A 20,862-nucleotide genomic window follows, 5' to 3' on the forward strand; every position below is an offset into this window, starting at 1 on the left:
GTGCCCGGCCGTCTCGTCCGCTTCAAGCAGGTCGACGTGTTCACGTCGGTGCCGTTCAAGGGCAACGCGCTCGCCGTGGTGTTCGACGCCGATTCGCTCGGCGACGACGCCATGCTCGAGATCGCCCGCTGGACGAACCTGTCGGAAACCACGTTCGTCTGCACGCCGACCGATCCGGAAGCCGACTACCGCGTCCGGATCTTCACGACGGCCGGTGAACTGCCGTTCGCCGGCCACCCGACGCTCGGCACCGCGCATGCGTTCCTGGAAAGCGGCGCGCGGCCGCGTACGCCGGGCCGGCTGATCCAGCAGTGCGGGGTCGGCCTGGTTGCGCTGCGCGAGCAGGCCGACGGCTGGGCGTTCGCCGCGCCGCCGGCCCGCGTCACGCCGCTCGCCCGTTCGGACTACGCGGCGCTGGCTGCCGCGCTGCGCAGCGACGCGATCGACCTGGAAGCCGAGCCGTGCGCGGTCGACAACGGCGCGCCGTGGCTGGTCGTGCGGCTGAAGTCGGCCGACGCGTGCATCGGCCTGTCGCCCGATCCGGCCGCGCTGGAGGCGCTCACGCACCGTTACGGCATGGACGGCCTCGCGGTCTACGCACCGCACGCCGAAGGCGGCCCCGCGACGTTCGAAATCCGCTGCCTGATGACGGGCGGCAACTTCGGCTTCGGCGAGGATCCCGTCACCGGCAGCGCAAACGCCGCACTGGCGGGGCTGCTGACGCGGCAGGAGCGCCCCCCCGGCCCGTCGTATACGGCCCGCCAGGGTACGGCGATCGGCCGCGACGGCCGCATCTTCGTCAGCTATGCCGAAGACGGCACCACCTGGATCGGCGGCCATGTCGTCACGGTCGTCGACGGCACCTTCCTGTCACCCGTGTGACATTTCGCGATGTGCGATGGCGCCGGCCCGCCCGGCGCCCCCTACGCTTCGCCCAACTATCGCAAAAACGTTCCAGCCAGTAATATCGGGCCTAATCCGTTGTTTCGGAGGTCTGTCCATGGTTGCGTGTCCCGCGAACGAACAGACGTCGGGACAACCCGAACCATAGCCAGCCATCCTGACGGATGGCGCACGCGAGCAGGACGCCACCCTCTTCGATGAGCTCCGCCCGGTCCAACCACACGCCGCCGACCCGGCCGCTTCGCGCGCCGCGCAAATCGCGCCGGCGTGCGCTATTTGCGATCCCGCTGCTCGGGATGCTGGCGCTTGCGCTGCTGTGGGCTGTGATCATCGCGCGTCTCTCGGTGGAAAAGGACAGCGCCTACAAGGAGGCGGCGGCTTCCGCGGCGATCCTGTCCTCCGCGCTCGAGCAGCATACGGTCAAGGCGATCCACCAGGTCGACCAGATCACCCGCTTCGTCAAGTTCGAATTCGAGAAGTCGCCCGCGCGCTTCAACCTCGCGAGCGCCGTCGAGAAAGGCGTCGTGCCGAGCGACACGCTGATCCAGGTGTCGCTCGTCAACGCGAAGGGCATCCTGTTCGCGAACACGGCCGAGCTGCATCCGCAGCCGATCAACCTGTCCGACCGCGAGCACTTCAAGGTCCACCTCGCGCACAACGACGACCGCCTCTTCATCAGCAAGCCCGTGCTCGGCCGCGTATCGAGCCACTGGACGCTGCAGATGACACGCCGCCTGAACAACCCGGACGGCAGCTTCGCGGGCATCGTCGTCGTGTCGGAAGACCCGAGCTACTTCACGAACGACTTCTACAACAACGCGGCGATCGGCAAGGAAGGCGTGATCGCGGTCGTGTCCGATACGGGCGGCGTGCTCGCGCGGCGCACGGGCTCGGTCAGCAACGCGCCGGGCGCGTTTTCGGCGTCGGGCGTCTACCCGATCGCCGAGCGCGTGACGGGCACGATCATCGACCCGATCGACGGCGTGACGCGCATCGTGTCGTACCGCCACCTCGACGGCTACCCGCTCGCGGTGATGGTCGGGCTGTCGCAGACCGAGGAATTCGCGGACTACTACCACACGCGCAACGTCTACCTGCTGATGACGAGCTTCATCACGCTCGCGATGCTCGCGTTCTTCGGCGTCGCGACGGGGCTGATCGGCAAGCTGCTCGGCCGCGAGCGGGAAATGACGCAGCTCGCCGAATACGACCTGCTCACCGGCCTCGCGAACCGCTATGCGACGCTGCGCGGGCTGCGCAACGACGTGTCGATGCCGACGAGCCTGTCGCGGCTCGGGCTGCTGTTCATCGACCTCGACAACTTCAAGACCGTCAACGACACGCTCGGCCACAACGCCGGCGACATCGTGCTGCAGATGACCGCGTCGCGCCTGGCCGATGCGGTCGGCGACGAAGGCTCGCTCGCGCGGATCGGCGGCGACGAGTTCGTCGTCGTGATGAAGGGCGACGACGTCGAGCGGCGCGCGGTGCGGCTCGCGGAAGCGATCATCCGGATGTTCAGCGAACCGTTCGACGTGCGCGGCAGCTCGTTCGTCCTGCACGCGAGCATCGGCATCGCGCTGCACACGGTCGCGAACGAAAGCGAGATCGACCTGCTGAAGAAGGCCGATCTCGCGATGTACAGCGCGAAGGACGCCGGCAAGAACTGCTATCAGTTCTACGCGCCGCACCTGTCGCACCGCGCCGACCACCTGATGCGCTGGGAACAGCAACTCCGCGTCGCGCTCGCCGAGGGGCAGCTGTTCCTCGCATACCAGCCGAAGATCGACCTCACGCACCGCCACATCACCGGCTTCGAGGCGCTCGCGCGCTGGGATCACCCGGAGCACGGGATCATCTCCGCGAACGAATTCATTTCGATTGCCGAATCGACCGGCCTGATCGTGCCGATCGGCGACTTCGTGATCCGCACCGCGTGCGAGCAGATCGCACGCTGGCGCGACGAGGGCCACGATACGCTGACGCTCGCGGTCAACATCTCGCCGGTGCAGTTCTGGCGCGGCGATCTGATCGAGACGATCTCGAGCACGCTGCAGGAAACCGGCATCGACGCGAACCGGCTCGAAATCGAGATCACCGAAACCGCGATGATGGAATATCCGGAGCTCGTGTCCGAGAAGATCGTCGCACTGAAGAAACTCGGCATCCGGATCGCACTCGACGATTTCGGCACCGGCTATTCGTCGCTGTCGTACCTGCACCGCTTCTCAGTCGACACGCTGAAGGTCGACCGCTCGTTCGTGCAGGCGATCCCGAACGATCGCAGCGTGTGCGTGATGGTGTCGTCGATCGTGCATCTCGCGCGCTCGCTCGGGCTGACCGTCGTCGTCGAGGGCACGGAAACCGAGGAGCAGATCACGTGGCTGTCCGCGCTCGGCGAGATCGAAGCGCAGGGCTTCCTGTTCTCGCGACCGGTGCCGGCCGACGCGATTCCCGCGCTGATCGCACGCTTCGGCGTGCGCAGCGATTCACCGAACGTGATCACGCACCGCGCGACGGGCAGCACGGGCGCGTAAGCGCACCGTAGCCGTGGCGGGCGTTGCGTGCACCGTCATTGTTTCGTTTTCCGATCCGATTGTCCGGTTCATGAACTAGCGTTTTCGCTCATGGTCGTGTCACGATGCGCGGCGGACAATCGGGAGGGGCAACGTGTCGGCGGGCCGCCGGCATGGCCATACGCGAGAGATCGGGCCCCGAGCCCATACCACCAAGATGACAACCGTCGAAATCGAAGCGACCGCTGATGTCGAACAGGCACAGGCTTCCCTGTGGGACCTGTTCAAGGTCGTTGCCAGCATTTCGGCGGTCTCGTGGGGCGGGCTTTCGATGATGGCGCAGCTCGAACGCCACTACGTGGAGCGGCTGCAGCGCATCGAGCCTCACGTATTCGGCGATCTCGTCGCGCTGGCCTGGCTCGTGCCGGGCCCCGTAGGCTGCAACGTGGCGGTACAGGTCGGCCAGATACTGCATGGCCGCGTCGGCGCATGGGTTGCCGGCATCGCGAGCGTGCTGCCCTTCTCCATCCTGATGACGCTGTTCGCGATCTTCTATCGCACGCCATTCGTGCGCTCGCTGGCGGCGCCGATGCTGATCAATCACTTCGGGATGGTGCTCGCCGCACTGATCGGCGTCACGTGGGTCAAGCAGTTGCGCTCGCTCGCGCGCACACGGGGCGAACAGCTGATCGCCGCGCTGTCGACGATTCTGCTTGCTTTCGCGCATAATCCGGCCGCTTTCGTCGGGATTCTTTTCGCCGCATTCGCGGCGGGCTGGCTGACCGGGCCGCCGCAGCGCGACGCGGTCGATTTCACGCTGTCGGCCCGCGACCGCAACCTGCTCGTGCTGCTCGGCGTGCTCGTCACGCTGTTCGCGGTGCCGCTGCCCGGCGATTACCAGGCGACGCTGCTGTGGCCGCGCCTCGCCGGCGCCGGCATGACGCTGTTCGGCGGCGGCTTTTCCGCGCTGCCCGTGCTCAAGACGCTGTTCGTCACGCCGGCAACCGGCATCTCCGATCACGACTTCACGCTTGCGTTCGCGCTGTCGCCCGTCGCGCCCGGGCCGCTGCTGAACGTCGTGCCGTTTCTCGGCTACCTGACCGACGGCTGGGTCGGCGCGCTGCTCGCGACGGCCGCGCTGTTCATTCCGTCGGGCTGCCTCGTCGTGTTTGCGCAGAACCATCTGTCCCGGCTCAAGCGCCATTCGCGTTTCGAGCACGGGATGCGCCTGCTGCGCGCGGCGACCACGGGTTTTCTCGTCGTCGCGGTCGTGAGGATCCTGCACCGAGAACCGGCCGACCCCGTTTACTGGCTGACGGGCGCCTTCGCGACGCTTTGCTTCGCGCGCTTCAAGGTGCCCGTCTATGCCGTGTACGGCACGGTCGCGGTTGCGTGCGGCGTGTGGCTGTGGGCCGCCGCGCGCTGACGGGCGGCGGCCGCCCCGTCGGCCTTGACCGGCATTCGCCCGTCCTTACCCTGCCTGCACCGCGACCCGGCGTGCCATCCAGCGGGCGCGCAGCGCGTCGTACGCAAGGTTGAAGGCGAACGTGTAAGGCAGGAAGAACAGCACGATACCGAGGTCGAGCAGCAGCGCCTCGACGAGGCTCACGTTCAGCCACCACGCGGCGACCGGCACCACCAGCACGACGAGGCCGAGCTCGAACAAGGCCGCGTGCGCGATCCGTACGCCGAGCGTGCGCGACCACCCCGCGCGTCGCTCGACGCGGTCGAACAGCGTATTGAACGCCATGTTCCACGCCATCGCGATCAGCGACACCATCACCGTCAGCACACCGACGTGCGACACCGGCATGTCGAGCAGCCACGCGCCGAGCGGCGCGCACAGCGCGATCGCGACCAGTTCGAACGTCAGTGCATGCAGCAACCGTTCCGTCACCGTTTTGTTGACCTGTTTCATGATTCCCTCCGATTCGTCTGCTTCGTTGATGGCGGCCATTTTGATCGGCACAACCGTATGAATCCAGTTTGATATCATCGGTTTTTCCGATATAACGCCATCAGGAGCGCCGCATGCGCCACGCCCCCGAAGCCCTGCTCGCATTCGCCGAAGCCGCGCTGCTCGGTTCGTTCACGGCCGCCGCGCGCAAGCTCGGCAAGCGCCAGTCGACCGTGTCGGAGGCGATCGCGAACCTCGAGATCGATCTCGGCGTGCAGTTGTTCGACCGCTCGACGCGCACGCCGACGCTGACCGACGCCGGGCGGGCACTGCTGCCGCAGGTGCAGCGCGCACTCGAGGCCGGCGCGGCAATCGACCGCACGGCCGCGCGGCTCGCGCGCGGCGAGGAAGCGCGGCTGACGCTCGTCGTGTCCGATACGTACCAGTCGAAGCGCTACGAGGAAACGTTGATGGCGCTCGAGCGGCGCTTTCCGGCGCTCGAGTTCGAGTGCCAGATCGCCGAGCACGACGACGTGCTCGACCTGATCCAGCAGGGACGCGCGCAGCTCGGGCTGATGGCCGCGCGCGCGGCCTACCCGGCCGACATCGGCGCGGCGACGATCGCGGAGGAATCGGAGATCGGGCTGTTCGTCGGCCGCATGCACGCGCTCGCCGAATACGGCGACGCCGACGTGCCGCACGCCGCGCTGCGCGACGTGCGCGAACTGCGCCTCAATACCTATGTGAAACCGGAAGGTCGCGGCACCGGCGACCGGATCGTCGTCGGCACGCACCACTGGCTGGCGCCGAGCTACCTGATGCTGCTGGAGATGGCCGTGCAGGGGTTCGGCTGGGCCGAACTGCCGCGCTGGATGGTCGACCACTTTGCGCGCGATCGCCTGTGCGAACTGCGTGCGCGCGGCTGGCCGCGCCGCGTGCGGGTCGATGCGGTCTGGTCGCGCAACCGGCCGCTCGGCCCGGTCGGCTCATGGCTGCTCGATGCGATGCTGGCCGCGTAGCGACGCAGGCCGATGCGCCGGCGGCTGCGCGCCGGCCGGCACCGACAGGTCAGAACCCGCGCGACAACACCGCCGCGCCGATCGTCACGACGCCGAGCACGAGGTTCACGAGGACGAGCAGGCGCACCGTATTCACCGCGCGCGCGCCGTCCGGCCACTTCTGCGCCTGCACCGCACGACGGATGCGCGGGAACAGCGCGAACCGGATATGCCCGAAGATCAGCATCATCACGACGCCGAGCCCGGCCATCGCGTGCAGCGACCACGTTGCGTGCGCGCCGCCGAATTCCACGAGCAGGAAGCCGCCGGACAGCAGGATCACGATCACGGCGCCCGACACCCAGTTGAAGAAGCGGCCGAACACGCCTTCGATCAGCGGCAACCGAAGCTGCGGCGACAGGTCGGACAGCGCCGGACGCAGGCAGAAGTTGGCGAAGACCATCCCGCCCACCCACACGGCGACGGCCAGCAGATGAAGAAACAGCGCGACGGAGACAGCATGGGACATGAGGGCAATCCTGTGAGGAGTGGGGTACGGCGAACGGCCGCGTCGCACGCGGCATCGAGCGACGTTCGACCGGATTGTCGCCGCCCGGTTCAGACCCCAGGCGCGATTTCACACTATTTTGCAAGTTCCGCGTGACAGCGCCACGCTTGCTTACCCGAATGCCCGCTCAAAAAGAACAGGCCGCACGCCCGCCGAAGCGGAGGTGCGGCCTTCGATCACGGCCGAATCGGCCGGCCGGTCGATCGATCGTGCGTCGCGTCAGCCGAGCAGCGGACGCAGCTCGTTGACGACCTTGAGCTTCGTCTCCGGTGCGCGGCCCTTGCGTGCGCGCTTGCCGACGTGCGGCGCCAGCCCCGCGTACGACAGCGTCTCGTCCTGCGCCTTGCCGCCGCGGCCGGTACCGATCAGCACGACGCCGGCCGGATCGATCGCGAGCGCCTGAACGAGCGTTTCCTTGTCGTCGAGCGCCATCAGGATCACGCCGCGACCGCCGCCGGACAGCGTCTTCATCTCGTCCATCCCGAACACCAGCAGGCGGCCGCCGCTCGACAGGCACGCGACCTGCGTCGCGTTCGGCAGCACCGGCATCGGCGCGAGCGGCACCGCGCCCGCATCGATGGTCATGAACGACTTGCCGGCCTTCACCCGGCTCACCATGTCGCCGACCTTCGCGAGGAAGCCGAAGCCGTTGCTCGACGCGAGCAGCAGTTGCTGGTCGGCCGGCGCCGCGTAGTAGTGCATCAGGTGCGAGCCCGATTCGAGCTCGATCAGCGATGTGACCGGCACGCCGTCACCGCGCCCGCCCGGCAGCACCGACACGTCGACCGAGTACACGCGGCCGCTGCTGCCCCACGCGATCAGGCGATCCGGCGTGCGGCACTGGAACGCCGCGTACAGATGGTCGCCGGCCTTGAACGTGAAGCCGGCCGGGTCGAGCCCGTGGCCCTTCAGCGCACGCACCCAGCCCTTCTGCGACACGACCACCGTCACCGGTTCGTCGACCACCTTCGCCTCGAACGTCGCGCGCTTTTCCTGCTGGATCAGCGTGCGGCGATCGTCGCCGTACTGCTTCGCGTCGGCCTCGATCTCCTTGATCATCAGCCGCTTCATCGCGCTTTCGTTCGCGAGCAGTTCCTCGAGCTTCGCCTTCTCGTCGCGCAGCGCTTCGAGTTCCTTCTCGATCTTGATCTTCTCGAGCCGCGCGAGCTGGCGCAGCCGGATTTCGAGAATGTCTTCCGCCTGCCGTTCGCTGAGACCGAACGCGCTCATCAGCGCGGCCTTCGGCTCGTCCGACTCGCGGATGATGCGGATCACCTCGTCGATGTTCAGGAAGACGATCATCCGCCCTTCGAGGATGTGGATGCGGTCGTCGACCTTCGCGAGACGATGGCGGCAACGGCGCGTCATCGTCAGCTGGCGGAACTTCACCCATTCGTCGAGGATCGTCAGCAGGCCCTTCTGGCCCGGCCGGCCATCGGCGCCGATCATCACGAGGTTCAGCGTCGCGTTCGACTCGAGGCTCGTGTACGCGAGCAGCGTGTTCACGAATTCCGTCTGGTCGATCGTGCGCGACTTCGGCTCGAACACGAGCCGCACCGCCGCTTCCTTGCCCGACTCGTCGCGCACCGCGTCGAGCAGGTCGAGCATCGCCTTCTTCGTGTTGAGCTGCTCGGGCGTGAGCGTCTTCTTGCCGAGCTTGAGCTTCGGGTTCGTCAGCTCCTCGATTTCCTCGAGCACCTTCTGGCCCGACGTGTTCGGCGGCAGCTCGGTGACGACCAGTTGCCACTGGCCGCGCGCGAGATCCTCGATCTTCCAGCGTGCGCGCACCTTCAGGCTGCCACGGCCCGTTTCATAGGCCGCCGCGATTTCCGTGTCGCTCGAGATGATCTGGCCGCCGCCCGGGAAATCCGGGCCGGGGATCAGGTTCATCAGCTCCGCGTGCGAGAGCTTCGGATTGCGGATCAACGCGACCGCCGCCGCCGCGACCTCGCGCAGGTTGTGCGACGGAATCTCGGTGGCGAGACCGACCGCGATACCCGACGCGCCGTTCAGCAGCACGAACGGCATGCGGCTCGGCAGCGTCTTCGGCTCCTCGAACGAGCCGTCGTAGTTCGGCATGAAGTCGACCGTGCCCTGGTCGATCTCGTCGAGCAGCAGCTTCGAGATCGGCGTGAGCCGCGCTTCGGTGTATCGCATCGCCGCCGCGCCGTCGCCGTCGCGCGAGCCGAAGTTGCCCTGCCCGTCGATCAGCGGGTAGCGCAGCGAGAAATCCTGCGCGAGACGCACGAGCGCGTCGTACGCCGACTGGTCGCCGTGCGGGTGGTATTTACCGAGCACGTCGCCCACGACGCGCGCCGACTTCACCGGCTTCGCGTCCGGGCCGAGGCCCATTTCGTTCATCGCGAACAGGATCCGGCGCTGCACCGGCTTCTGGCCGTCGCACACGTCGGGCAGCGCGCGGCTCTTCACGACGCTGACCGCGTAGCTGAGATACGCCTGCTCCGCGTAGTTGCCGAGCGTCAGCGCATCGCTCTCTGGCGCGCCGGAGTCGGCAAAGAGATCGGAGGTGTTGTCGTCCATCTGAATTCCGTATTCGTAAGTGGCGTGAGGCCGGGCCGGGCGTCATGCCCGGCCGCGCGGATTCCCGGCTTAAATGTCCGCTTCGACGTCGTTGCCCTTTTCCTCGAGCCAGCCGCGTCGCGCGGCTGCCTCGCCCTTGCCCATCAGCATCGTCATGCGCGCGACGGTCGCCTCGTAGTCGAGTTCGCCGAGCTTCACCGGCATCAGGCGGCGCGTGTCGGGGTTCATCGTGGTATCCCACAGCTGCTCGGCGCTCATTTCGCCGAGCCCCTTGAAGCGGCTGATGCTCCATTGCGTCTCGCGCACGCCGTCCTTGCGCAGCTTGTCGAGAATCGCTTCCAGTTCGCCCTCGTCGAGCGCATAGAGCTTCTGCGCCGCCTTCTTGCCGCGTGCCGGCGCATCGACGCGGAACAGCGGCGGCCGCGCGACGCACACGTGGCCGCGCTCGATCAGTTGCGGGAAATGCTTGAAGAACAGCGTGAGCAGCAGCACCTGGATGTGCGAGCCGTCGACGTCCGCGTCCGACAGGATGCAGATCTTGCCGTAGCGCAGGTTCGACAGGTCGACGCTTTCATCGGGGCTGTGCGGATCGACGCCGATCGCCACCGAGATGTCGTGCACCTCGTTGTTCGCGAACAGGCGGTCGCGCTCGGTTTCCCAGGTATTCAGCACCTTGCCGCGCAGCGGCAGGATCGCCTGGTATTCCTTGTCGCGGCCCATCTTCGCGGAACCGCCCGCCGAGTCGCCCTCGACGAGGAACAGCTCGTTGCGCGTGATGTCCTCGGTTTCGCAGTCGGTCAGCTTGCCGGGCAGCACCGCGACGCCCGAGCTCTTGCGCTTCTCGACCTTCTGGCCCGCGCGCGTGCGCGCCTGGGCCTGCTTGATCACGAGTTCGGCGAGCTTCTTGCCGTGCTCGACGTGCTGGTTCAGCCACAGCTCCAGCGCCGGACGCGAGAACGACGACACGAGCTTCACCGCGTCGCGGCTGTTCAGGCGCTCCTTGATCTGCCCCTGGAACTGCGGATCGAGCACCTTCGCCGACAGCACGAACGACACGCGCGCGAATACGTCTTCCGCGAGCAGCTTCACGCCCTTCGGCTGCAGGTTGTGCAGTTCGACGAAGCTTTTCACCGCCTGGTAGAGACCGTCGCGCAGGCCGGATTCATGCGTGCCGCCGGCCGGCGTCGGGATCAGGTTCACGTACGACTCGCGCACGAGCGAACCTTCCTCGCTCCAGGCGACGACCCACGACGCGCCCTCGCCTTCGGCGAAGGTGTCGTCGCCCGAACGCGAATCGGCGAAACGCTCGCCTTCGAACAACGGGATCAGCAACTCGCTGCCGTTCATTTCGTCGAGCAGGTAGCCGCGCAGGCCGTCTTCATATTTCCACGTCTGGCGCTCGCCGCTCTTTTCGTTGACGAGCACGACCTCGACGCCCGGCAGCAGCACGGCCTTCGAGCGCAGCAGGCGCTGCAGCTCGCCGAGCGGCAGGTTCGGCGAGTCGAAGTACTTCGGATTCGGCCACACCTGCACGCGCGTGCCGGATTTCTTTTCGCCGCGGCCCGCGCCCTGCGTCGCGAGCGGTTTCACCACATCGCCTTCGGCGAAGCCGAGTTCCGCGATCTTGCCGTCGCGCCAGACGGTGACGTCGAGGCGCGTCGCGAGCGCGTTCGTCACCGACACGCCGACGCCGTGCAGGCCGCCCGAGAACGTATAGGCGCCGCCCGCGGCCTTGTCGAACTTGCCGCCCGCGTGCAGGCGCGTGAATACGATCTCGACGACCGGCACACCCTCTTCCGGGTGCATGCCGAACGGGATGCCGCGGCCGTCGTCTTCGACCGAGACCGACTGGTCGGCGTGCAGCGTGACCGTGATCTGCTTGCCGTAGCCGCCGAGCGCTTCGTCGGACGCGTTGTCGATGACTTCCTGGATGATGTGCAGCGGATTCTCGGTACGGGTGTACATGCCGGGCCGCTGCTTGACCGGCTCGAGACCCTTGAGCACCTTGATCGATGCTTCGCTATAGGCCGCGCTGGGTTTCTTCGTTGACATAGGCGCTGAATTTCGTCATTCATCGGGACGTTGTCCACACCTCGTGTGGATAACGTCGTGGACAAAACGTTGAGTTCCGTAAAAAAGCGAATCGAAACAACGGTGTGCTTGGACTGCTCCGAAAGCGGGCGCGCGGCGTTGGCTGCGCTGCCCGGGACGCGCGGTATTTTACTGGTTCCGCGTGGCGCGCCAATCGCGCAATCGCGCGCGGCCGCCGCCGGCCGCGCGACGCGTCATGCGGATTACGCCGGCTTGCGCTTCGCCTCGAGCGTTTCCCACCGTTCGAGCGCCGCGAGCAATTCGTCGTCGATCGCCGCGAACCGCTCGGTCAGGCGCGTGCCTTCCTGCGGATCCTTCGCGAAGATCGAACCGTCTTCGAGCCGGGCATTGATCGTCCTCTGCTCCTCTTCGAGCGCGGCGATCTTCTCCGGCAGCGAATCGAGCTCGCGCTGCTCATTGAACGACAGCTTCACCGTGCGCTGCGCATTGCGGCCCGCGGCGCTTTTTGCCGGCTCCTCCTTGACGGGTGCAGCTTCCTTCACCGCGCGCTTCGCGGCTTCCTGCTGCGCGAGCTGATCCGCGCGCGCGCTCTGGATCTGCCAGTCGGTGAAGCCGCCGACATATTCACGCCACTTGCCGTCGCCCTCGGACGCGATCACCGACGTCACGACGTTGTCGAGGAACGCGCGATCGTGGCTGACGAGCAGCACCGTGCCGTCGTAGTCGGCCAGCAGCTCCTCGAGCAGTTCGAGCGTCGGGATGTCGAGGTCGTTGGTCGGTTCGTCGAGCACCAGCACGTTGGCCGGACGCGCGAACAGGCGCGCAAGCAGCAGCCGGTTGCGCTCGCCGCCCGACAGCGACTTCACCGGCGAACGCGCGCGCTCCGGCGCGAACAGGAAATCGCCGAGATAGCTCATCACGTGCTTGCGCACGCCGCCGATCTCGACCCATTCGCTGCCGGGGCTGATGGTATCCGCGAGGCTCTTTTCCTGGTCGAGCTGCGCGCGCATCTGGTCGAAATACGCGACCTGCAGGTTCGTGCCGGTGCGCACCGTGCCTTCGTCGGGCTTCAGTTCGCCGAGAATCAGCTTGAGCAGCGTCGTCTTGCCGGCGCCGTTCGGGCCGATGAAGCCGATCTTGTCGCCGCGCATCACCGTCGTCGAGAAGCGATCGACGACCGTGCGGCCGCCGTAGCGCTTCGTCACGTCGGTCAGCTCCGCGACGATCTTGCCGGACTTCTCGCCCTGCGCGACGTCGAGCTTCACGTTGCCCTGCGAATTGCGGCGCTCCGCGCGCTCGTTGCGCATCTGCACGAGCCGCGCGATGCGGCCGACGCTGCGCGTGCGGCGCGCTTCGACCCCCTTGCGGATCCACACTTCCTCCTGCGCGAGCAGCTTGTCGAACTTCTCGTTTTCCACGCGCTCGACTTCGAGCTGCTGCGCCTTGCGCGTCTGGTACGCCGAGAAATTGCCCGGGTACGACAACAGCCGGCCGCGGTCGAGATCGACAATGCGCGTCGCGACGCGGTCGAGGAACGCGCGATCGTGCGTGATGAACAGCAGGCCCGCGCGCTGCGCGACGAGCAGCTCTTCCAGCCAGCGGATGCCGTCGAAGTCGAGGTGGTTGGTCGGTTCGTCGAGCAGCAGCACGTCGGGCTGCAACACCAGCGCGCGCGCCAGCGCGACCCGCTTCTGCATCCCGCCCGACAGCGCGTCGACGCGCGCGTCGACGTCCGCCAGGCCGATCTGCGCGAGCGTCATCGACACGCGCGTGCGCCAGTTCCACGCGTCGTGCGCGTCGAGCAACGACTGCAGCGCGTTCATCCGCGCGAGCAACGCATCGTGTTCGGCGCCTTCGGGCGTATCCGCGAGGCGGTGCGCGATCGAATCGTATTCTTCGAGCACTTCACGCGTGTGCGCGAGCCCCGACGCGACCGCCTCGAACACCGTCGCGCCCGGCTCGAACTCGGGCTCCTGCGGCACATAGACGGTCACGAGCTCCTGCTGGCGCGTGACCAGCCCGTCGTCGGGCTTCGCGAGCCCGGCGACGATCTTCAGCAGCGACGACTTGCCCGCGCCGTTGCGGCCGATCAGGCCGACGCGCTCGCCGGCTTCCAGCGAGAAATCCGCGTGATCGAGCAACGCGACGTGACCGAACGCGAGCTGCGCGCCGGTAATGGAATAGAGCGACATGGGGAGACGGCGAAGAGAGAAATCGGAAGCGCCCATTGTACCGGTCGCGGGCGCCGGCACCGGTATGGCCGGACGGATAAGGTGCAAGACCGGTCGCGCGGGCCGGTTGCCGGAGGTCGAGTGCCGCGCGTGCGGCGGGCGCCCGCGCCTGCAGGCGCGGGCTCACTCCGTCGCGAGGACGGCACGGCCGCCCTCGCGGAAATGCGTGCTTACTTGACGTTCACGGAGATCGTCGAGCTCATTTCGGGACCGTACGAGCGGTGCGCGCCGTCGCCAAACTGCAGCGTCAGCGTGTGCTGGCCGGGCGGCAGCCTGAGCTCGGTTTCGGTCTGCGCCTTGCCGAAGTGCAGCGAACGTTCGCCCGCGGGAATCACGTCGCCCTTCGGAATCGGCCGGCCGTCGATCAGCAGATGATGATGGCCGGTATCCGGCGTCATGTCGCCGGCGGGCCGAAGCGCCATCCCTTCGAGCCCGAACTTCACGAGCACCGGATTCGACACCGTCGCGCCGTCTCTCGGCGCTTCGAAAAACACGCGCGCCTCGGCCCGCGCGACCGTCGACACGGCCATCGCCGCCACGCATACCGCACTCGCGATCCACTTTTTGTTCAGCATCGCATTCTCCTTATGGTTGGACAGCCCGGGAAGCATACACCGCACTTACGGCATGCGTGTTCCGGTTGCGTTGTTCGCGATGCGTACGTTTAAAACGACGTTGCGGAGCCGTTCGGCGAAATTCCGGTACCATTGCGCCTTTCGTCCGCCGGCCAGGCCGCGGACGGCATCACCGGATTTCCATTTTTACCGAGCGCCACATGAGCGAAGTCACCGAATACCAGAGCTGGGTCTGCCTGATTTGCGGGTGGGTCTACAACGAAGCGGAAGGGCTGCCCGACGAAGGCATCGCACCCGGCACCCGTTTCGCCGACATTCCCTCCGACTGGCGCTGCCCGCTGTGCGACGTGGGCAAGGAAGATTTTGTTGTCGTCGATTTCTGATTCGACGATGTTCTGATCGCGGCTGATTGCGCGATCGCACGCGTCGGCGTGCATTCCGCCCTGCCGACGCGCCGCGCGTTTGCTATACTCTGCGCGCTGTCCACACTGCCGTCCGGTTCGCGTTTTTTGTGCGAGCACCCGGACATGGCGCTCCCCGTAGTTCAATGGATAGAACAAGCGCCTCCTAAGCGCTAGATACAGGTTCGATTCCTGTCGGGGGGACCAGCCAAGCCCCAAACCTCCCCCAAGATTCACAAGAAACTCCCTGCTCAGGCCCGTCTGACGGCCATCTAGCTCCTATCGTTACCCAAGGTTGCTCAGTGACAGCCGGAGAAAGTGTTGGTATTTTTGTTGGTATCAGCAGATACCAACAACACAGATACCAACAATGCCTCTCACTGACGTGCAGGTACGGAACGCGAAGGCCAGCGCGGCCCCGTACAAACTCACGGACGGCAACGGAATGTTCTTGCTCGTCCAACCGAACGGCGCGAAGTACTGGCGCTTGTCCTACCGCTTCCTTGGCAAGCAGAAGACGCTCGCGCTCGGCGTCTATCCGGCCGTCACGCTTGCGACGGCGCGGAAGAAACGCGACGAGGCCCGCGAGCAGATCGCGGCCGGCATCGATCCGGGCGAAGCGAAGAAGGATGCGAAACGGGCCGCCGAGATCGCAGCGGCGAACTCGTTCGAAGCGGTAGCCCGCGAGTGGTTCGACTCTCAGCGTCCGGGCTGGAGCGACGGCTACGCGGAGAAGGTGCTGAATTCGCTTGAGGTCGACGTGTTCCCGAAGATCGGCCCTCGCCCGATCGCGGAGATCGACTCGCCGCAGATGCTCAGCATCGTTCGCGAGGTTGAAGCGCGCGGGGTGCGCGAGACAGCGAAGCGGATTCTCCAGCGCTCTCGCGCGGTCTTCCAGTACGGGATCATGACTGGGCGATGCTCCAGGAATCCAGCGGCCGACATCGACGCGCAGACGGTCTTGAAGAAAGGTCCCGGCGTGCAACACATGGCCCGCGTCAAGGCGACGGAGATCCCGCAGCTCATGCGCGACATTGACGCCTACCAAGGCGACCTAGTTACCCGGCTCGCGCTCCGCCTGATGGCTCTGACCTTCGTGCGGACAACGGAAATGATCCGTGCAGAGTGGTCGGAATTCGACGATGTCGCAGCCGAATGGCGCGTGCCGCCGGAGCGCATGAAGATGCGCGACCCGCACATCGTGCCGCTGTCGCGACAGGCGCTCGACGTGCTCGCCCAGCTCCGCGCGATCAACGGTCAACATCGCTTCGTGTTCTACAGCGTGCAAGGCCGGAGCCACATTTCGAACAACACCATGCTCTACGCGCTCTATCGCATGGGCTACAAGTCGCGGATGACGGGGCACGGCTTTCGCGGATTGGCTGCTACGGCTCTGCGTGAACTCGGCTTCGGCCGGGACGTTGTAGAGCGCCAGATGGCGCACGCCGAACGGAATCAGGTGACGGCAGCCTACGTTCACGCCGAATATCTGCCGGAGCGCAGGCGAATGATGCAGGCATGGGGAGATCACCTCGACCACCTCAAGGCAGGAGCGGCGGTCGTCCGTATCGCGTCAGCCCGCTAGTGTCCCAATGTCGCCCGCCCCCTCGCTACCACCAAAGGAAGCGGGGGGTTCAGTTGCTCGTATATTTGGCTAGGTTCCTGTCGCTTACTGCCCCTCAACGACTCCTCAACCATCGCATCAGGGATCTATCGCGAGCAAGGGTGTGCAATATTAGAGTACAGGGTTATGGAATGAATATTCGGGGCCCTCTCTGTCTTTATCATCTCCAGTCACGATGCCGAAATGACGGTGTTGACGTTCGTCCCAACTCTCACATCGCATCTCGAATGAAAGGTTGACTCGTGTATAGAGCACCTTCGAGAAACACGGATCGTGTTGGCCGGGCAAGTTTGTTGGGTACGTCCAATATGGCCCGCTAACCGTGAACAAAGGCCAATGTTGTGTCTGCGCAATCGACTGCATTGACACAACAATGCATGCGACAAACGCATATGCATTTTTCATGGAGGAGACTTTCTTAAAGTGTCGATCGGACATGATTTTGCATGAATCGCTGAAGGTCTGGGGTCTACCGACCTACTCCCACTGATCGCCGAACGCGCACGACTTCATCGCACTCCCCGAACGCCTACAGCAAACCTTTGTTACGTCGCGAGGGCTCGGCGTCGCGGGACATTGCCCAAAATCTGCCCCCTGCGTTCCGGCTATAGCTTCCCTGCATGGTTATGACCCCCTTCCGTGCGTTTCCCACCAGTAAAACGCAAGCGGTCTAGGCATAGGATCACCGAGTGATTTGGCCCCTTATTATTATGTGCCCCCCCTATGTTTGCCGTCAGTAGAGAAAAGACGCGGGTGTGAGCCCCCGCGTCTTTGCCCTAGACGGAGGGTCCCCCGCTTTCCGGCCGCCATGACACTTACAGCCGGCGCAACAATGCCCGACCGAGGCGCGTCGCGGACACCCCCCTCGAAAACACGGTTTCGACGCCCCTCGAATCCCGTAGAGCCGCACCCCGTCTAGCTTCGCGGTCGACGCAGACGGTCGACTCTTGTCCGCTCAGTGCAAAACGAGTTGGAGAGTTGGAGATAAACGCCAGAATCGGCCGCAAAGCCTTGTGGGGTAAGGCTTCGTGTGTCTCCAAACGATTTGGAGAACGCTGGAGATACTGGAGATAAACCGGGCTGAATTGTTACATCCTCAGCAAGAGTCGAGGCAACCGCCGACCCGGTTCCATCTGGAGCGTATCGCTCAAAGTAACTTTGACGCACGGGCCAAAAGTGCCGCGCAAAGGGATGCCCGCCACCGCCCTCCCGGACGGCGGCGGTGCAGCTTAGATTTCGAGTGAGAAGATGGACGGCAGGACGCGATAGACCATGAGTTTCTTTGTCATGCCGGGGATATGTTCTTGTCGATACGGACGCCCATCGCTACGCAGCATCAGCACACCCCGCTTCATCAAAGCCTTCTCGACGATCCTATGGTCGTAGCCGGCGCATACTTCCTTGCGAAACACGGTTGACTCGATCAGGTATTCCGTCTCGACGCTTTCCGCGTCTTCGGCGCTCATCTTCTCGCCGAACTCGGCGTAATACGCTTGATCCGACTCGATGGCGATGCTGCTCTTGTCGTGTTTCACGAGTCGTTTCCAGCCCGCACGGTGCGGCGCGTTCGGTCGATGGTCGTCCTGCGCCCGGTTCATCCACACGAAACGGTTGTCGCCGTGTGCGACGAGGAAGTGCAGCACCTGTCGCACCGCATCCGCTTCGTCCGAATTGCCGGTGCCGCCGCGCAGTTCGAGCCAGCCTTCGAAGCAGCGACGCGCGGCCTCGACCGCTTCGCCCTGCGGCCAGCCGGTCAGCCCGTGCGCCGTCGCCAGCTCGCCGGCCACCGCAACGAGGCAGAACCGCTTGGCGACGCGCGCGACCTGCGAATGCGAGCCCTCCGGCACCCATTGCCCGACCAGCTCGTCGACGCGCATGCGCAGATGCTCGGCCAGCTCGCCGGCCTGCGACGACGCCCACTCGATGAACGCGGGGCCGGCCGTGCCGTAGTGCATGCCGGCGTGCCGCTCTAGGTGTTCGATCAGCGCGGCCGGCGTCGGGAAACCGTGCAGCTTCTCCACGACGCCCATCTCGCCGACCTCGGCCGGGATCGCGGGCAAGCGCACCTCGATACCGCCTTTCATGGGCTTGTTGCCCTCGGCCATCAGCGCGGACACGCTCTTTTCGCCGTTCGACAGGAACAGCAGCCGCCACGTCAGCACGGGCTTGGCCGAGCCGCTACGCGACGCGCGGGCCTTTCCCGACTCGTTCGCGAGCATGTAGATCACATCGCCGACCAGGCGCGGTTCCACCTGCCCGATTTCGTCGAGGATCAGCAGCGCGTCGCTATGCTGCGTGGCCACGGCTTCGAGCGCGTTGTCGGTCGCCTTCCAGCTCCGCACGTAGTCCGGCGAGCCGAACACGGACGCGGCGATGACGCCGCCCGTCGACTTGCCCTTGGACGTCGTGCCGAGCAGGTGAAACCCGCCCGACTGAAGCCCGGAGAAGTGCAGCAGCGGACCAGCGAAGGCGGTAGCGACGCAGAACAGCAGCCGGCTATTGCCGACGCAGTAGGCCGCAACCTCGCGTTGCCAGTCCTCCAGCGTGCCGCGCTCCTTGAACTGGCTCTGGATCGGCGTATCCGCCTGATAGATCAACGCCTCTTTGCCGGTGCCGATCACGCGATCGGGCAGCACAAACGCGCCGTGATGCCAGCCAACGCGAGGCACGCAGCGCACGCGCTCGTCCGGCTGCGCCATCTGCACATAGTTCGCGATCTGCGTGCGGGCGATCTGCGTGACGCCGAGCTTCACGCCCATATCGAGCAGCATGCGGCGCAGCTCCGTGCCGTCGCCGGCAAAGAGGCCGGCCGGCACCGCCCACCGTTTTTGGATGCCGTCGCGGTCCGTGAATTCGAGCAGGTAGCCCCACTCGCTGTTCATCTCGTTGCGCGTCTCCGCAATCACGTCGATCCGCGTGCTGACCCAATGCGGCGGCAGCGGATCACCCTGATTGTTGAAGCCGTGAAACCACACGCCCTTGTCGTCGACGACGAACCGCGACTTGCCATCCTGCGCGCGGGCCGTTTTCGGGCGCTTGGCGGGCTTCACGGCAGGCAGTGCAGCCTTGGCCTTGCCAGCATCGGACGAGCCGGCCAGCGCGAGCGCAGCACGCACGGCGGCGGCCACCGCATCCGGGCCGAGGTGCGCAGCCAGGTCGTTGAAGTCGGTCCCGTTCGCCGGGCGATTCGGACCGAAGTCAGGCACCGCGACGATGCCGGCGACCGCCTCGGCCGCCGCGCGGGCCTTCGTCACGCCCGGATTGCCCTTTGTCGTGTGGTCGTCGTCGGCGCACACGACGATGCGGGCGTCCGGATATTGGCCGCGCAGCGCCGTCGCGACCGCGTGCAGGTTGCCGGCGTCGAATGCGACGGCGGCCGGATAGCCCGTTGCGGCCGCGAGCGTCGCGCACGTGGCGTAACCCTCGCCAATCAGCAGCGTGGGCGGCGCGGAAGATAACGGGCCACCGATCAGCGAGAAGCAGCCCGCCTTGCGGCCGTTCGGCAGGTAGCGTTTCTGGCCGTCAGTCAGGACGAACTCCAGCGTCCACAGCTTGCCTTCCGCATCACGGGCCGGAATGACGAGCGCGCCGTCGCATGCGGCCGTGCCGATGCACAAGCTGCCGCGATAGAGGCGCAGCGCGTCGGCCGGGATGCGCTTGCGAACAAGGTACGGGTGATCGGCCGGCGCGGGCTCGGCCGCCGACCAGATCGACTCAGCGAGCGCCGACGCGGCTTGCTGCTTCTCGGTCAGCTCCGCCAGCTCGGCCGCTTCGCGGGCCGCGCGCTCGGCCTTCTGCCGCTCGCGCTCCGCTGGATCGATCGGTTTGGCGCGATGCGCACGCGGATCGAATCCGCCGACCTTGGCGAGATGAAACAGCGTGTTGATGGTGATCTTGCCGCCCTTGAACGACTTCCACACATCGCGCGCGTCCTTGCCGTTGTAGTTCTGCGCGCCTTGGCTCCATTCGTTCCAGAGGGCGAAGCCCTCCTCGCCGAACTCGGCCTTGAGCGCCATCCCCACCTGACTCCACGTGTCGCGGTCGTCAGGCGGGACATAGCCGAGCGCGACTCTCGCCCGCTCGAATTCGGACATGGGTACGTTACTCATAGGTTCCCACTGGACGCGCGTCGGTCGACTGCCGATTAGTAGTCCATATCGGGTAAGCAGCTACCCGACGCGCGAAGAATTGAATGATTCGACGATGCCTAGCGGCGCAGCGTCAACCGGCCGCGCGAGGCACCGACAGAACGGCACCGCCGGCCGTGACGTCGTTGCTGTAGACGTAGCGGCCGAGCCGCGACTCGCCAAGGGCGTCGTTGGCCGCCTCCAGCGCCGCGCCGATCGACGGCAGGGACGCGCGGAACAGGCTCAGGACAAGCCAGTAGTCGTCATCGGACATGGCCTTGTCAGCCGCCCAATGCAGGCTATCCAGCAGCTCCATCGCATCGCTGATCCGCGTGCCGATGCGGTCGTGATCGGGGCGATTCACCTCGGCCACGAAGTGCGAAGCCAGCGGTTGCACGGCGTTCTTGTTCGTCTTTGCCATGACCGCCC

Annotated in this window: 14 protein-coding genes and 1 tRNA gene; 7 read left to right on the top strand and 8 right to left on the bottom strand. The window is 65.9% G+C overall.

Annotation, left to right across the window (positions count from 1 at the left end):
- The 3 genes from ABIC51_RS20330 to ABIC51_RS20340 all read left to right on the top strand — a co-directional run bounded on the left by ABIC51_RS20330 (position 1) and on the right by ABIC51_RS20340 (position 4,845).
- Positions 1–882, top strand: coding sequence for a PhzF family phenazine biosynthesis protein (locus ABIC51_RS20330; protein ID WP_175898277.1), 882 nt, complete (start codon positions 1–3; stop codon positions 880–882).
- A 218-nt stretch (positions 883–1,100) separates the two neighbouring features.
- Entirely contained in the window at positions 1,101–3,440 is a 2,340-nt protein-coding gene (locus tag ABIC51_RS20335; protein WP_175898275.1) for a bifunctional diguanylate cyclase/phosphodiesterase, read from the top strand.
- A 196-nt stretch (positions 3,441–3,636) separates the two neighbouring features.
- Complete coding sequence (locus ABIC51_RS20340) at positions 3,637–4,845, top strand: chromate transporter (RefSeq protein ID WP_027786787.1); 1,209 nt, start codon at positions 3,637–3,639, stop codon at positions 4,843–4,845.
- Positions 4,846–4,890: 45 nt separating this feature from the next.
- Here ABIC51_RS20340 and ABIC51_RS20345 read toward each other — a convergent pair whose 3' ends face one another.
- On the bottom strand, positions 4,891–5,337 hold the full coding sequence (locus ABIC51_RS20345; protein WP_059698014.1) for a multidrug/biocide efflux PACE transporter: 447 nt from the start codon (positions 5,335–5,337) through the stop codon (positions 4,891–4,893).
- Positions 5,338–5,450: 113 nt separating this feature from the next.
- On the opposite strand from ABIC51_RS20345, the gene ABIC51_RS20350 reads away from it, so the two are divergent.
- Positions 5,451–6,335 carry a LysR family transcriptional regulator gene (locus tag ABIC51_RS20350; protein WP_059697994.1) on the top strand — a complete coding sequence of 295 codons (885 nt, stop codon included), beginning with the start codon at positions 5,451–5,453 and terminating at the stop codon, positions 6,333–6,335.
- Between the two features lie 49 nt (positions 6,336–6,384).
- Here ABIC51_RS20350 and ABIC51_RS20355 read toward each other — a convergent pair whose 3' ends face one another.
- From ABIC51_RS20355 to ABIC51_RS20375, 5 genes are all read right to left on the bottom strand, one after another.
- Positions 6,385–6,843 (bottom strand): CopD family protein, encoded by a 459-nt coding sequence (locus ABIC51_RS20355; protein WP_021158534.1) that lies wholly within the window; start codon positions 6,841–6,843, stop codon positions 6,385–6,387.
- 258 nt (positions 6,844–7,101) lie between these two features.
- Positions 7,102–9,423 carry a DNA topoisomerase IV subunit A gene (gene parC, locus ABIC51_RS20360; protein ID WP_059697995.1) on the bottom strand — a complete coding sequence of 774 codons (2,322 nt, stop codon included), beginning with the start codon at positions 9,421–9,423 and terminating at the stop codon, positions 7,102–7,104.
- Between the two features lie 69 nt (positions 9,424–9,492).
- Entirely contained in the window at positions 9,493–11,475 is a 1,983-nt protein-coding gene (parE, locus tag ABIC51_RS20365) for a DNA topoisomerase IV subunit B (protein WP_027786784.1), read from the bottom strand.
- 242 nt (positions 11,476–11,717) lie between these two features.
- Positions 11,718–13,667, bottom strand: coding sequence for an ATP-binding cassette domain-containing protein (locus tag ABIC51_RS20370; protein ID WP_425126919.1), 1,950 nt, complete (start codon positions 13,665–13,667; stop codon positions 11,718–11,720).
- Between the two features lie 209 nt (positions 13,668–13,876).
- Positions 13,877–14,281 (bottom strand): DUF4399 domain-containing protein, encoded by a 405-nt coding sequence (locus ABIC51_RS20375; RefSeq protein WP_027786782.1) that lies wholly within the window; start codon positions 14,279–14,281, stop codon positions 13,877–13,879.
- A 200-nt stretch (positions 14,282–14,481) separates the two neighbouring features.
- Here ABIC51_RS20375 and ABIC51_RS20380 point away from each other — a divergent pair, with 200 nt between their 5' ends.
- From ABIC51_RS20380 to ABIC51_RS20390, 3 genes are all read left to right on the top strand, one after another.
- The gene (locus tag ABIC51_RS20380) at positions 14,482–14,664 is read left to right on the top strand and encodes a rubredoxin (protein ID WP_060319497.1); all 183 of its coding nucleotides are present in this window, start codon (positions 14,482–14,484) and stop codon (positions 14,662–14,664) included.
- A 150-nt stretch (positions 14,665–14,814) separates the two neighbouring features.
- Positions 14,815–14,889, top strand: a tRNA-Arg gene (locus ABIC51_RS20385).
- A 163-nt stretch (positions 14,890–15,052) separates the two neighbouring features.
- On the top strand, positions 15,053–16,267 hold the full coding sequence (locus ABIC51_RS20390; RefSeq protein WP_354006603.1) for a tyrosine-type recombinase/integrase: 1,215 nt from the start codon (positions 15,053–15,055) through the stop codon (positions 16,265–16,267).
- A gap of 1,268 nt (positions 16,268–17,535) precedes the next feature.
- On the opposite strand, the gene ABIC51_RS20395 is transcribed toward ABIC51_RS20390, so the two are convergent.
- Both ABIC51_RS20395 and ABIC51_RS20400 read right to left on the bottom strand, forming a co-directional pair.
- Positions 17,536–20,400 carry a DUF927 domain-containing protein gene (locus tag ABIC51_RS20395; protein WP_354006604.1) on the bottom strand — a complete coding sequence of 955 codons (2,865 nt, stop codon included), beginning with the start codon at positions 20,398–20,400 and terminating at the stop codon, positions 17,536–17,538.
- A 127-nt stretch (positions 20,401–20,527) separates the two neighbouring features.
- Positions 20,528–20,854, bottom strand: a complete 327-nt coding sequence (locus ABIC51_RS20400) for a hypothetical protein (RefSeq protein ID WP_175999272.1) — start codon at positions 20,852–20,854, stop codon at positions 20,528–20,530.
- Positions 20,855–20,862: the final 8 nt, after the last annotated feature.

Origin of the sequence: Burkholderia sp. 572 (genome assembly GCF_040545135.1) — a bacterium.
Classification (GTDB): domain Bacteria; phylum Pseudomonadota; class Gammaproteobacteria; order Burkholderiales; family Burkholderiaceae; genus Burkholderia; species Burkholderia cepacia.

Coding starts and splice junctions, on each gene's coding strand:
- ABIC51_RS20375 (WP_027786782.1), bottom strand. CDS start 14,281: ATGCTGAACAAAAAGTGGATCGCGAGTGCGGTATGCGTGGCGGCGATG.
- ABIC51_RS20370 (WP_425126919.1), bottom strand. CDS start 13,667: ATGTCGCTCTATTCCATTACCGGCGCGCAGCTCGCGTTCGGTCACGTC.
- ABIC51_RS20335 (WP_175898275.1), top strand. CDS start 1,101: ATGAGCTCCGCCCGGTCCAACCACACGCCGCCGACCCGGCCGCTTCGC.
- ABIC51_RS20380 (WP_060319497.1), top strand. CDS start 14,482: ATGAGCGAAGTCACCGAATACCAGAGCTGGGTCTGCCTGATTTGCGGG.
- ABIC51_RS20355 (WP_021158534.1), bottom strand. CDS start 6,843: ATGTCCCATGCTGTCTCCGTCGCGCTGTTTCTTCATCTGCTGGCCGTC.
- ABIC51_RS20390 (WP_354006603.1), top strand. CDS start 15,053: ATGCCTCTCACTGACGTGCAGGTACGGAACGCGAAGGCCAGCGCGGCC.
- parE (WP_027786784.1), bottom strand. CDS start 11,475: ATGTCAACGAAGAAACCCAGCGCGGCCTATAGCGAAGCATCGATCAAG.
- ABIC51_RS20400 (WP_175999272.1), bottom strand. CDS start 20,854: ATGGCAAAGACGAACAAGAACGCCGTGCAACCGCTGGCTTCGCACTTC.
- parC (WP_059697995.1), bottom strand. CDS start 9,423: ATGGACGACAACACCTCCGATCTCTTTGCCGACTCCGGCGCGCCAGAG.
- ABIC51_RS20340 (WP_027786787.1), top strand. CDS start 3,637: ATGACAACCGTCGAAATCGAAGCGACCGCTGATGTCGAACAGGCACAG.
- ABIC51_RS20350 (WP_059697994.1), top strand. CDS start 5,451: ATGCGCCACGCCCCCGAAGCCCTGCTCGCATTCGCCGAAGCCGCGCTG.
- ABIC51_RS20395 (WP_354006604.1), bottom strand. CDS start 20,400: ATGTCCGAATTCGAGCGGGCGAGAGTCGCGCTCGGCTATGTCCCGCCT.
- ABIC51_RS20345 (WP_059698014.1), bottom strand. CDS start 5,337: ATGAAACAGGTCAACAAAACGGTGACGGAACGGTTGCTGCATGCACTG.